This window comes from Cohnella herbarum, from assembly GCF_012849095.1.
Classification (GTDB): domain Bacteria; phylum Bacillota; class Bacilli; order Paenibacillales; family Paenibacillaceae; genus Cohnella; species Cohnella herbarum.
This window is the reverse complement of record NZ_CP051680.1, coordinates 5,261,589-5,275,726: the sequence shown is the minus strand read 5'-3', so window position 1 is coordinate 5,275,726 and position 14,138 is coordinate 5,261,589. Positions and strand designations below refer to the sequence as shown.

Here is a 14,138-nt window from a genome sequence, read left to right as displayed (position 1 = left end):
CGCCTCGCCGTAATAGCATAGAACTATCATTCTAGGGAGGACATCACATGGTCAGAGGATCGAAAGGAATTGCGTCAGGCCTCGTATTCGCTTTAAGTTTCAGTTTAATGATGGGTTGTTCCGGAGAGAAAAAAGAAGCAGCGAATTCCGGGACGCCGACGGCTTCCGAGAGCGCGAAGAGCACGCAGGAGGGGGTCGGCAAGGAGCCGGATCTGACGCCGGTTACCTTAAAGGTATTTCACAGCCAGCAGATCGTGACGCCTTCCGAAATCTTGGACAATCCGGTCATGAACGAGCTGGAGAAACGCACGGGCATCAAGATCGACTGGTCGCCTTACATGGGATCCGGAGACGCTAAGCAGAAGCTAAGCGCTCTGATCGCCAGCAACAATTTGCCGGATCTAATCGTGAACAGCGACAGCGATACGAACAAGATGCTATTGGAAAACGACTTGATCATTCCGCTGGACGAGCTCGTGGCCCAGAACGCGCCGGAGATCGCCAAGAATATCCCGGACGCCATGGCGCTCAGCAAGCTGATGATGTCCAACGGGCGCGACGCCACGTACTTCTTGCCCGGCAACGTGAACTACATTAACTTTTTCCCGAACGGAATGGACGCCGTCTTCCAATACCGTTATGATCTGTACAAAAAGATGGGCAGCCCGAAGCTGGAGTCGCTCGACGATCTGCTGAAATTCGGCGAGGAAGCGCAGAAGCTCGAGCCGAAGAACGCGGACGGCCAGAAGACCTATACGTTCGGCATACCGTTCGCAGATCCGCAAGGCTGGGCGTACTTGGACTGGGACAAGTCTCATTATGACGGCTACTGGGGAAGCAAGAGCTTTATCTACCTGGATATCGAGAACGATAAGGTCGCTCCAAGGCTTAACGCCCCGGATAATTCCTTCTGGAAGTCGATGGAGTTCTATAATAAAGCTTATATCAAAGGGTTGCTCGATCCGGAGTCCGCGACGATGAAGTTCCAGCAAGTGCAAGACAAAGGCAAAGCCCTTCGGTACCACGTCGGCTTGGCCAGTTGGCAGATCGGTTGGCCGAACAGCGTAATCCTGAGCAAGAAGGATCCCGAGAAAGGCTTCGTTCCGACGCTGCTCGATTCGAAGAAGGACTATACGTTCTACGAATTCTCCTTCCCGGCAGGCAACGGCATGTATTGGTCCGTGCCGAAGAACGGAAAGAATATCGAGAGAGTGCTGCAGTTGCTTAATTTCGTCGCTTCCTACGAAGGTTCCGAGCTGTTCTGGAACGGCCTCGAGGGACAGCATTGGGATAAGGTAAACGGAGTGCCGGTTATGAAGGAGCGGGATCCGAACCAGCCGGTCGACCCGGACGAGGCGAAGAAGAGAGGCTCGACCTACGTGGCGCCGAACTTCATTCTGAACGGCGGCTACGTCAGCCCGCAAGGTTGGAAAACGCGGTATACCGACAATTCGCCGGAGCGTTGGGAGAAGGATTATACCGAAGGCGAGAAGCAATTCATGAAGGATTACGGTTTGAAGTATCCGGTACAGCAGTACGAGACGCGCGAGCACCGCACGGCCAACACGGCGCTGATCGATTCGATCGCTCCGGAAGCCAACAGCGAATTGGCGATCAAGGAACAGTCCCTTAACGCGTACCTGGACAATAACATTGCGAAAATCGTGTATTCGAAAACGCCGGAAGATTTTGCCGCCGCCAAAGAAAAGTTCCTGAAGGATTTGGACGGTATGGGCATTCAAGAGATCGTCGACTTCTACGACAAAAAATACGAAGAGATGAAGCAGCAGTTGAAGGCATTTAAACAAGGCTAATCCCGCAAGGGAAAAGGAGCATTTTGCGATGCTCCTTTTCGCGTACCCGCGCAGGGGATTGTAAGCTATACTTATGGAACACAAGTTTCGCTCAGGGTTGGTGAACGCATCTATGAAGTGGCCGCGAAGTATTGCCGGAATGAGCATGAAGTCGAAACTAATTCTCCTCTATTGCTTCACGATTACCGTCCCTTTTCTCGTCATCGGGCAGGTGATCCTGCAAGTTTACGGGAATCTGGTCGTCCGTCAGACGACCGAGCTGTCCCAAGAATCCGTCAAGCAGGTTCAACTGAATCTGAAAGAACTGCTCGATCGCCAAACGGAAATTCTGGACAGGTTCGCGTTCGATTCCTATTTGAGAAGCTATTTGAACCCGCAGCGTTCCTACGCGGATAACCGGGATAGCATCGATGCTTACAACAACTATTTGAAACCGATTACAAATAATCTGACTATCCCGGACGGACTAGTCTCGCTTAACATCTATTTTCTAAACGAAACGCTGTTGCCGGGACTCGGAATCTATGCCTATGCGGACGAACGGATCCGAAGCGGAAAGGCGTATTCAAGCGCAATAGAAGTGGGTATGGGAATCGCGTGGGGACTGGAAAACGGAAGATTGTACTTGTCTAGATCGATCCGCGAGTATAGCGGCGAAATCTACGGAGTCGCGGTCGTCCGATTGCCGGAGACGTTACTGTATGCTCTGATGAAAGAAAGCGATCCCGTGAACAATCGGATTCTCATCGCGGACGATCAGGGACGGGTGGTGTCTTCCAACGATCGCGATCGGGTCGGAACTTCGATCTCCGAAGAACCGTTCTATGTGCAGACGAGCGGCCAGCGGCATGGAGCGGCGGAGGTCAAAACCGACCAAACCTACAAGGTGCTCTTCGAAACGATCGAGTCGGATATTAATCTGACCGGCTGGAAAGTCTACTCGCTCATTCCGATCGACCATCTTCTGAGGGAAGAGAAACGGGTACGGACGATCGGAATCGCCGCGATGGCCGTCATGGCCGTCCTGTCGTGCGTGTTATTCCTATTTTTCCTGGATCGGATCACGAACGGTATCAAGACGTTGGTAGGCAAAATGAAAAGCCTGAGGAACGGCGAATTCTCGACGATCGAGGATAAGGGCTACCGTGACGAGATCGGAATCATGACGCGCAGCTTTAATCGGATGGTCGAGGGGCTGGAGAGGATGATTCAAGAAAACTATCTGGCCCAGGTCAAGATCAAGGACATTAACATCAAGAAACGCGAAGCGGAGCTGTACGCCCTGCAGAGTCAGATTCATCCCCATTTCCTGTTCAATACGCTGGATTCCATCCGAATGAAGCTTCTACAGCTTCCGACGGACGACCATCAAGAAGCGTCGGACATGGTTCTTAACTTATCGAAAATTTTACGTAAAAGCCTAAATTGGCAGTCCGGCGTCGTCACGCTCGCGGACGAGCTCGAATTCGTAGCGAGTTATCTGGAAATCCAGAGAAGCCGGTTCAAGGATAAGATCGGCTATCGAATCGAGATTCCTTCCGAATGGATGGCGCTGCGCATTCCGAAGCTGATCCTTCAGCCGATCGTAGAGAACGCGATCCAGCACGGTCTGGAGAAGAAACGCGGACAGGGTATGATCGCGATTAGCGGCAGCGGTTCGGGCTCTGAACTGACGATCGAGATCCGGGATGACGGGCTGGGCATGGAGCCGGACAAGCTAATCGAAATTCAAGGGGCGTTAAATTGGCAACAATCTTTAGATAACGAGCAGAGCATCGGGATTAAGAACGTTCACGACCGGATTCGGCTGCATTTCGGCGATTCGCACGGGGTGACGATTCAAAGCCGGCCGGGAGAGGGGACGGTTGTAACGCTAAGCATGCCTCTCGAACAACAAGAGCGACTAGAGACGGGGGATTCGAATGTTGAAGGTCATGATCGTCGATGACGAATACGATATTCGGCAAGGCTTAAAAATTATCATCGACCGGGGCGATCAAGGATTTCGGATCGTCGCCGAGGCGCGGGACGGAACAGAGGCGGTCGAGCTGTTCGAGCGTACCCGTCCGGATATCGTCATTACGGATATCCGCATGCCAGAGACGGACGGTTTGCGGCTATGCGAGAGAATTCGCGCGATATCTCCGGAGACAAAACTCGTCATCCTGAGCGGATACAACGATTTCTCGTACGCGCAGGAAGCGATGAAGTTCGGCGTTGCTTGCTTTTTACTGAAGCCCGTCGACCCGGGCGAACTGAACCGCGAGCTTGCTTCAATTAAGGAGCAGCTTGCGGCGGAGCTGACGGAGAAGCTTGCGGAACGCCACCGGGCGGAAGCGCTGCGGGAGTACTTGATCTTGAAGCTGGCGAAGGGAGAGCAGGTGTCGGACGAGCTGCTTCTTCGCGATGGCGTGCTCTCCCTCGGAGAGATCCGGCAAGCCCGGTCTTACGGGTTCTTGATCGTCGACATCGATCGATGCGGAGACATGCTGCTGCAACGTTCCGGAAGCGACATTCGGCTGCTGAAATTCGCCGCGCGCAATATTGTAGAAGAATTGCTTCAGGAGGAAGGTCGAGGAGATCTGTTCGAAATTTCGGACGCTCGAATCGGCATTCTCTTGAAAAGCGCACAATCCGGTTTCGAGCGCCAACGCCTGGCGGGTATGGCCGATCGCATGGTTGAATGTCTGCTCTCGTATGCCAGGATTCAAGCTGTCGCGGGCGTCGGCAAGACGGTGCATTCGTGGACGGAATTGCCGGAGTCCTATCGGTCCGCGGAGAATGCGCTGCACGGTAGCTTCTTCTCGTCCGAGCACGGGGTATATTTTCACGATGACATTAATATGTCGGTCGACGTGTGGTCGTTCGGATGGCACGATCAAGATCTGCTCCGGGCGGTCAAGAATAAGGATATGGACGCCGCGCGCAGGGAAATCGCGGAGCTGCTTGCCCGGTTTAGCCGGCAAGCCGTTCCTTACTCCACGATCGCCGACGTGCTTAAGCTCGTGATCGTCGGAATCTCCCGCCTCGTACTGGAGGAGAACGGCGATTGGGAGCAGTTGTTCGCGGGGAAGCGCGGCTATGCTGAAGACTTGCTTCGGCTGCGCGATCAGGCCGAGATCGGACGGATGCTGACGGAAATCTGCGAAGCCGTTTGTTCGTATCTCCGGCAATCGGAGGATCGGCGCGGCGACCCGATCGACGAGATTTTAAGCTATGTCCGCGGCCATTATACGGAAGCGATCAATCTCAAGCAATTGTCGAACCTGTTCTATTTTAATGCCAGTTATCTCGGTCAGCTCTTCAAGAAAGAAACGGGCGAGTACTTTAACGACTACGTACACGCGCTGCGGATCGAGCAAGCCAAGCGGATGCTTAAAGAGAACGGCAGGTCGATTCAACAAATCTCGGAGCGGGTAGGATACAAAAATATTAACCACTTCTATATTCAGTTTAAGAAGCACGTCGGCGTCAATCCGGGCGATTACGACTGAGACATTGACGCCGAGACTAGTAATTTATCAGGAATAGTTCTCCATCATTTGAGATAAATAATTTCGAAAGTCTTCCACATAGGTTTTGGGCTCTACAACTCTCAGATGAATGCCGAAGCTTGCTATAAATTGAAATCCCATACGATTTTGAGGGACATAAAGGGTTGCTAATAAAAGTCCGGAACCATGGTCTTCAATACTTCTTCGACCATACCTTTCGATGATTTGATCTTTTATGCTAGGCGATATCCATGCCTTAATCGTGACGAATTGCGGCTGATAACTTGCTTCGTGTTCTTGCTCTGACCAATCTTCTCTAGGATGAAACGCGCGTTCATCCATAGTAATAGGATCGATCCGGGATAACTTGAATGTTCGATATCCCTGGCGTTGTAAACAGAATCCTTTCAAATACCAACTCGATTCGCTAAAATGCAGCTCATAGGGCTCGACCGTTCTATGCGTTACAGCCCCGTCTTTATCTATATAATCAAACGAAACCAGCCTTTTCTTTAAAATGGATTCTTGACATGTCTTTAAGGTTTCAAGAATCTCGGACCGACCTACCCAATCATAAAACGACAGTTGAATAGAACGATTCAGAGACAATGGACTAACCATTGCCTCTATTTTTTTTATCGTTCTTTCAACTTCTTCGGTAAGGAGGAGTTGTTCCAATCCGCCGAGCGCGGTTAATATATTCTGTAAATCGGAGCTGTTTAAAAGGCGTTTATCAACCTTGTATTCATCCATTATGCCGTAGCCGCCTTTGACCCCATTGACAGAATAGATCGGGATGTTCGATAAGCTCAATGTTTCCATATCGCGAAGGATCGTTCTTTTGGAAACATTGAATAGTTGCGAGAATTCCTTTGCAGAAACAAGCTCTTTTTTCAGCAAGATCATGATAATCGAAATGAGTCGCTCCACTTTGTCCATAATTGCCCTCTTTTTTTTCTACATGATTTCAGAACGGTGACAATAAGGTGTCACCATTTAACCATTATACTACATGTATCACAAGAAGGAGGTTTTGATTCCATGTTTAATCCAATCGATTTCCCCAAGCCCACCCTCATTTCAGTCAACGCTGTAGAACTCGAAGTCTTTGAAGCAGGCCGAGAAAACGCAGGAAAACCCATTGTTCTCTGCCACGGCTGGCCTGAACATGCTTTTTCCTGGCGCTATCAGGTGCCCGCGCTTGTCGCAGCGGGATACCACGTCATCGTCCCGAACCAGCGGGGTTACGGCAACTCTTCCCGCCCGGCCGAGGTGACGGATTACGACATTGAACACTTGTCGGGCGATCTCGTCGCCCTTCTCGATCACTATGGATACGAGGACGCCACCTTTGTCGGTCATGATTGGGGTGCGATGGTCGTTTGGGGACTGACCTTGTTGCATCCAAACCGCGTGAACAAGGTGATCAATCTGAGCTTGCCCTATCAGGAACGCGGAGAAAAACCCTGGATCGAGTTCTTGGAGGAAATCCTCGGCGGCGACTACTATTTTGTCCACTTCAATCGACAGCCAGGTGTCGCGGACGCCGTATTGGATAAGAATACGTTTCGGTTTCTTCGCAATCTGTACCGCAAGAACGAGCCTCTCAGAGCACCTGAGCCAGGCATGGTGATGATCAATCTTGCCAACGCGGAAACACCGCTCGGCGAGCCCTTGATGAGCGAAAGCGAACTGGCCGTTTTCGTATCCGCCTTTGAAACATCAGGGTTCAGGGGCAGCATAAATTGGTACAGGAACCTTGACCGCAACTGGCGCTTATTGGCGGACGTGGATCCTGTCATCCAACAACCCGCGCTCATGATCTATGGCGACCGGGATGCGATCCCGAAATCCGGAAATCTGGAAAAATTCGTGCCCAATGTGGAAGTGGTCAATCTGGATTGCAGTCATTGGATCCAGCAAGAAAAGCCGGAAGAAACAAACCAAGCGATTTTGAGATGGCTGGAACAGCAGGATGCCACCTAGTCTCAAGAGCTTTAAGGTTAAGCCTGCCCTCCGGGTTGACCGGAGGGTGGAATGAGACGCGGTCACCATCTTTGGGGTGACTTGATTGGGCACCGCTACCCCGGTAGGGCTAGGACATGTCTCCTAAAGGCGCGGCGGTCGTGAGCCGTGCGGGCGGAGCAACAGGGCTGATCACTTAAGGAAGATCAACAAGGAACTGCTTCGAGCATTTAAATAGCACCCTCTCTGTATTTGAGCGTAGTGCTCAAGTGAGGGGGTGCTTTTCTTAGGCGGAGAGCGTAATTCGTCTAACAAACTGTCTAGCCAGAGCGATTTAAAGGAGTTGTGATCGATTGCGATCATGTGGTCTTGCCTTAATTTTCGCCGATAAACCCGTTAAGCTGAACCTTATCATAAGCGACGGCGAAAAAATTGGCAGTAACCGCTTGCTGGGAGCAGAAAAAGTGAAGGGTTTTAGATAATTTAGGCGAATTATGTTTATGGGGCTTTGATTTTAATCTCGGCGACATTCAGCCAACCATCTCTTCAATTATGCACGGTCTACCTATTATTTAATTGTCATAGAACGTTACCCCAGTCAATTATTTTCCCCATGAGTATAGAGATTTCTTTCTTATTACTACAGGATCATTATCAACGTTCATTTTCCCAACAACAATGCAGGGTCAGAACGTATAGAACCGGGTTGGTTTTGTCGTGTTCAACTTGGTCGAAGGGAAGAGAAATCGATCCTGGAGGGGTTTCACTTGGTCGTGAAGACGAAACTATACATCCCGCATAAACGCCATGATTCGGTGCCACGGCCGAGGTTGATGCGCAAGCTAGACGAGGGACTCAAAGCGAAGCTGACATTGATCTCCGCGTCGGCCGGCTATGGGAAGACGACAGTGTTAACTGAATGGGCCAGGCAGAGCGGAATTCCCGTGGCCTGGTTGTCGCTGGATAAGCAGGACGACGAATGGGTATCGTTCTGGACCTATGTGACCTCTTCCATTCAGGAGCAAGCTCCCGGCTTCGGGCAGACGGTTTTGCCGCTGCTGGAGAAAGGACCGTCGGCGTCTTTCGTGTCCTCGGAGCCTGCGGTCGCGGCTATGCTGAACGAATTGAATCAGTTGCGCGACGAACTTGCGATCGTGCTGGACGACTATCATTGCATTGAGCTTTCCGCGATCCAGAGGTCGCTAAGTTATTTGGTGGACCATTTACCTCCTCATATCCATCTATATATCGCCAGCCGTGCCGATCTGCCCATCCCGACCGCCAGGCTCACGGCCAAAGGGGAGATGCGGCAGATTATGGTTCGCGATCTGCGGTTTCAACCCGACGAAGGACAGGCTTTCTTCCGGGAAACCGCGGGTTTATCGCTGTCCAGGGAGCAGTTCGCGCAGTTGTACGAGCAGACGGAAGGCTGGATCAGCGGTCTGCACCTCGCGGCGATCTCTCTGAGGCGAAGCGATAATATCGCGGAATCCATCCGGCAATTCAGCAGCCACCAAACTCGTATTTCCGATTATTTGCTGGAGGAGGTGTACCTTCATCTACCGGAGGCCACCCGCGCTTTTATGCTCCAAACCTCCGTGCTAACCCGCATGAATCATTCCTTGTGCGAAGCCGTAACGGGTCAGTTGAACGGCCAGGAGCAGTTGGAGCGATTGGAGCAGTGGAATTTATTCATTACCCCTCTGGACGATCGAAGGCGCTGGTATCGTTATCATCATTTAATGTCCGACTTCTTGCGGCGAATGTATGTTCGAACCCATCCCGGGCAATGGGCGCAAAAGCATGTCCATGCGGCTCGTTGGCTGGAAAGCCATGGATTCGTTGAAGAAGCGGCGGAACATTACCTGGAGGGTAGACAGTACGAGGATGTCGTCCGGGTAATCGAAAACAATCTTCAAGCCTTCATGCAAAAGAAATTCGCCGCGCTAAGCAGATGGATCCTGCAGCTGCCGGAGAGTTACATTTCCAGGCGTCCTATGGTCGAAATGTTCTATCTGCTCCTTCTTATTGGAATTCGGCAATGGGATAAAGCCTCGGTAAAAATAGAGCAGGCCAAAATCCGCTATGAAGCGCTGCAAGGGACGATGGACGAGAAGGAATGGAAGAACGTCATGGGCAATATTTACTACCTGTGCGCGACCTCCTGGTATTTCAGGAAAGATCTGCCCAAGGTCTCGGACTACTTCGAGCGGGTTGACCAATATGCGCCGGAAGGCAGTTTCTTGCAAATGATCGGGGACAATCGGTATAACGGTTACGATGAATTCGAGGATCATTTGACGTTTATTAACGACTATCATGGCGCCGCTGCGTTTCTGTCGAAATGGATCACCCGGTGGGGGGGCAAAAAAACGCATCCGTTTGCCGGACGGCTCCAAGCTTCTTATAGCAAGCTGCTCTATGAATGGAATCGGCTCGAGGAAGCTGAGCGCTGCATTGGTCAGGTCCTTCGTCCCGAGGACGCGCCGCCCAACACTCGGAGCATGATGCAAATTTACATTAGCGCTTCGCGAATTCAGCAAGCGCTTGGCCATCCGGTCCGGGCCGCGGAGCTGCTGGAGAGGTTGACGATACAAATCGAATCTCCGGATTATGAACTCTTTCTTCGGAAAATAGAAGCGGAGCAAGCTTGCTTGGCCGTCCGACAGGGCTCCCTGCAAGCGGCGATGAGATGGCTCGAACGATACGGCATGGCCTCGACGGATGAGATATCGTTGAACGGCGCAGCCGAATATGCGGCTTTAGCGAGGGTGCTCGCCGCTTGCGGGCGGACGGACGAAGCGATGTTGTTGTCGGAACGGTTGCAGCAGCTGTTCTGGAAAGAGGATCGTCTTCGAGAACGAATCAAAATAGTCATCTTGCAAAGCGTGATGCAATATCGCAGCGGGCAAACGAGAAAAGCGCTCGACTTGCTGGAGACCGCACTGCGCTTGGCGTGGCCGCAAAGGTTCGTTCGCAGTTTCGTGGACGAAGGCGCCGTCATGGCGGAGATTCTATCCGCTTATGTGAAAGAACGGCAAGACAACCGTTCAAAGCCCGAGACCTCTTTTCCGCCTGACTATGCCGTTAGTCTGCTTCGGGTACTCCATCTTTCTCAGCAGGAAATGGCAGTACCGATTCGGGTAGAGGTGAGCCGCAAAAAAAAGCCGCAGATCGAACGGCTGACCAATCGCGAGGTGGAGATTGTCCGTCTCATGGCCGAAGGGATGTCCAATAAGCAGATCGCACTGGATATGGATATTACGGAGGGAACAGTAAAAAGTCACGCCAGCCATATCTATGAGAAACTGGACGTCCGTACGCGAGTGCAGGCGATTAAGAAAGCAAGAGAGCATAAATGGATAGACTAAATCATGCGAACAAGGCACGGTTTCTCCCGTTGGAGAGCCGTGCTTTTTTTTGATGGGCAAGCAGCAGACTCTGTTCGACAATATACGCGTTTTTTACGCTTTTTATAACTTTCTATAGATGTGCTAGTGTCGCTTTTTCTATAAAATTGGCGGTGGCATAGTTTGATAGGGGGAACGGGCATGCGTAAATGGAGACGGTTTATGGCCTCTATATTGGCTTTTATGTTAGTGACGACATCCTTGTCTCTGTTGTTCAGGGGACAAGCTTATGCGGCGAACGGCGATATTATTGTCACGGTAGCGGGCACGGGAAGCTACGGCTCTTCGGGAGATGGGGGCTTGGCGACGGATGCGGAAATCAAAGATCCGAGAGGCATTGTTTTCGATAGCAACGGCAATCTGTATATTGCGGATAGCGGCGGCAATCGCGTTCGTAAAGTCGATAAATCGACCGGGATCATTACGACGGTGGCGGGCACCGGGGCTCAAGGGTTCTCGGGAGACGGAGGGCAGGCGGAGGATGCCCAGTTGGCGTATCCGAGCGGCATCGCGTTCGATGCCGCCGGCAATCTGTATATCTCGGATACCGGCAATAACAGGGTACGGAGAGTGGATGCCGACGATGGCATTATCACCACGGTTGCAGGTACGGGGAACAAGGGGTATTTGGGAGACAATGGCCCGGCGACGTTTGCCGATTTAAACGGTCCTACTGCCCTGGCGTTCGATAGGGCGGGGAATCTCTATATCGCGGATACGGGCAATAACCGGGTTCGAAAAGTAAGCACGTCAGGGACAATTATCACGGTTGCAGGCACTGGAACAGGGCAACCGAGCGAAGGGGCTTATTCCGGAGATGGCGGACCTGCTAGTGCGAATCAATTGAATTTTCCCTACGGACTGGCGGTCGACAGCGTCGACAATCTATATATTTCAGACTCCAATAATCATAGAATTCGGATGGTGGCAGCTTCAACGGGGAACATCTCCACCGTGACCGGCGTTGGCTACCCTGGCTATTCGCCGGATAGAACGGATGCCGAACATGCGTATATTAGCATACCTATCGGATTGGCGATGGACAGTAACGATAATTTGTATATCGCCGATGCGGGCAACAGTCGGATTCGGATATTGAATAAGGCATCGAATACCGTCTCCACGATTGCGGGCAACGGAAGCTTTGCTTATTCTGGAGACGGGATAGTGGCGACTGCTTCCCCGATGAATTTACCGGCGGCGGTCGCATTGCATAGTAGCGGGACGCTGTACATCGCGGACTCGAGCAATAATCGAATTCGGCGTCTTGCTCCCTCCAACAATTCGAACTTGAGCGGGTTGACGTTATCCAGCGGCAGTCTAAGCCCTGGTTTCGTATCGGGCACGACGAGTTATACGGCTAGCGTATCGCTCAGCGTATATAGCGTCACTGTCACGCCTACGGTAAGCGACGTCGACGCGACGGTAACCGTCGATAGCGCGCCGGTGACAAGCGGAACGGCATCGGGCGCGATCAACCTGAGCGTAGGAGCTAATCTGATTCCAATCGAAGTTACGGCGCATGATGGAACGGCGAAGACGTATACCGTGACGGTAACGCGCGCGTCGGATGACGCGAGCTTGAGCGGTTTGGCGCTATCGAGCGGCACTCTAAGCCCGACGTTCGCATGGGGCACGACAGGTTATTCGGCAAGCGTGGCAAACAACGTAAATAGCATTACGGTGACGCCAACGGTGAGTGATAGCAACGCAACGGTGACGGTTGATGGCGTTGGAGTAGCAAGCGGAGCGGCCTCGGGTGCGATTAGCTTGAACGTAGGCGCGAACGCGATCCCGGTCGTGGTGACGGCGCAAGATGGAACGACAATTAGCACGTACACCGTGACGGTAACTAGGGCGCCGAGCAACGATGCGAGCTTGAGCGGTTTGGCGCTGTCGAGCGGTACTCTAAGCCCGACGTTTGCATGGGGCACGACAGGTTATGCGGCAAGTGTGGCGAACGCCGTTGGCAGCATTACGGTGACGCCGACGGTGAGTGATAGCAACGCAACGGTGACGGTAGATGGCGTTGAGGTGGCAAGCGGAGCGGCCTCGGGTGCGATTAGCTTGAACGTAGGCGCGAACGCGATCCCGGTCGTGGTGACGGCGCAAAATGGAACGACAATTAGCACGTACACCGTGACGGTAACTAGGGCGCCGAGCAACGATGCGAGCTTGAGCGGGTTAGCGCTATCGAGCGGCACTCTAAGCCCGACGTTCGCATCCGGCACGACAGGTTATGCGGCAAGTGTGGCGAACGCCGTTGGCAGCATTACGATGATGCCGACGGTGAGTCATAGCAACGCAACGGTGACGGTAGATGGCGTTGGAGTGGCAAGCGGAGCGGCCTCAGGTGCGATTAGTTTAATCGTAGGTGCGAACGCAATCCCGGTCGTGGTAACGGCGCAAGACGGAACGACCACGAGCACGTACACCGTAACGGTGACGAGGGCTCCAGCGGCAACGAGCGGGGGCGGCATCAGCGTCAGCAGGAGCAATGACGCGCGCCTAAGTGGGTTAACGCTGTCGAGCGGCAGCCTGAGCCCGGCGTTCGCATCGGGCACGACGAGTTATTCGGTCAGCGTGGCAAATAGCGTAAGCAGCTTGACTGTCGCGCCGTCGGTTACAGACCGCGTGGCAACGGTGAAGGTGAACGGTGCGGCTGTGTCGAGCGGTTCGGCCTCGGGCGCCATTAGTCTCAAGACCGGAGACAATTCGATCTTGGTCACGGTAACGGCGGAGGACGGCACGACGAAATCTTACATGCTCACCGTAACGAGAGCGAGCGACAATATCGCATCGCCTGTATCTCGCGGGCCATTGCTGAACGAGAAGATCGCGAATGCGCCGAAGGTGAGAGAATCCTCGTTAACCGCGCTTCAAGCGAACGAATACAAGCCCTTTGCCGATGTGAAGGAGAGTAGATGGAGCTTCGAAGCGATTCAAGTCGCCCAGCGCTTGGGCATCGTTCAAGGGAAACCCGACGGGAACTTCCATGGCGCAGATTCCATAACGCGCGCCGAATTCACCGCAATGGTAGCGAACGCGCTGTATCTCGATACGGCGAGCGGTGCGAGCACAGCCTTATCCGATACCAAGGGTCACTGGGCGGAACCGTCTATTGGCGCTTTGACTGCCGCGGGCGTCATTGAAGGTATGGGCGACGGGACTTTCAAGCCGAATCAGCAGATTTCCCGGGCCGAGATTTCAGCAATTCTAGCACGGCTCATGATTTTCGATGAGTCTATTGGCAATGCCTCATTCGCGGATACGACCGGCAACTGGGCACGTCAATGGATTGAACTGCTGGCTGGCGCGGACGTGGTGAAGGGTCAAGGCGACAACAAGTTTAATCCGAGCGCCTACGCGACGCGCGAGCAGGCAGTCGCCTTAATTCTGCGTATGCTGGCCGTCTGTCGCAACGTCGATCTTCAATGGATAGATTAAGGAGGACA

General features: G+C 52.8%; 7 protein-coding genes. 6 read left to right on the top strand and 1 reads right to left on the bottom strand.

The features are described from left to right. The first annotated feature begins 47 nt into the window (after positions 1 to 47). From HH215_RS22500 to HH215_RS22490, 3 genes are all read left to right on the top strand, one after another. Positions 48 to 1,814, top strand: a complete 1,767-nt coding sequence (locus HH215_RS22500; RefSeq protein ID WP_169281941.1) for an extracellular solute-binding protein — start codon at positions 48 to 50, stop codon at positions 1,812 to 1,814. A 112-nt stretch (positions 1,815 to 1,926) separates the two neighbouring features. Next, positions 1,927 to 3,762, top strand: a complete 1,836-nt coding sequence (locus tag HH215_RS22495) for a sensor histidine kinase (protein ID WP_169281940.1) — start codon at positions 1,927 to 1,929, stop codon at positions 3,760 to 3,762. Next, positions 3,737 to 5,308, top strand: a complete 1,572-nt coding sequence (locus HH215_RS22490) for a response regulator transcription factor (RefSeq protein ID WP_169281939.1) — start codon at positions 3,737 to 3,739, stop codon at positions 5,306 to 5,308. Before HH215_RS22495 ends, HH215_RS22490 begins: the two co-directional genes overlap by 26 nt. A gap of 27 nt (positions 5,309 to 5,335) precedes the next feature. Here the strand turns inward: HH215_RS22490 and HH215_RS22485 are convergent, their stop codons facing one another. Further along, entirely contained in the window at positions 5,336 to 6,247 is a 912-nt protein-coding gene (locus tag HH215_RS22485; RefSeq protein WP_169281938.1) for a helix-turn-helix transcriptional regulator, read from the bottom strand. 102 nt (positions 6,248 to 6,349) lie between these two features. Here HH215_RS22485 and HH215_RS22480 point away from each other — a divergent pair, with 102 nt between their 5' ends. From HH215_RS22480 to HH215_RS22470, 3 genes are all read left to right on the top strand, one after another. Beyond that, positions 6,350 to 7,294: an alpha/beta fold hydrolase gene (locus HH215_RS22480; protein WP_169281937.1), complete on the top strand. Its 945-nt coding sequence runs from the start codon at positions 6,350 to 6,352 to the stop codon at positions 7,292 to 7,294. Between the two features lie 752 nt (positions 7,295 to 8,046). Continuing rightward, a complete protein-coding gene (locus HH215_RS22475) occupies positions 8,047 to 10,644 on the top strand; it encodes a winged helix-turn-helix domain-containing protein (protein ID WP_169281936.1) in 2,598 nt (865 codons plus the stop codon). 180 nt (positions 10,645 to 10,824) lie between these two features. Further along, entirely contained in the window at positions 10,825 to 14,130 is a 3,306-nt protein-coding gene (locus HH215_RS22470) for a cadherin-like beta sandwich domain-containing protein (protein ID WP_169281935.1), read from the top strand. The last annotated feature ends 8 nt before the right edge of the window (positions 14,131 to 14,138 follow it).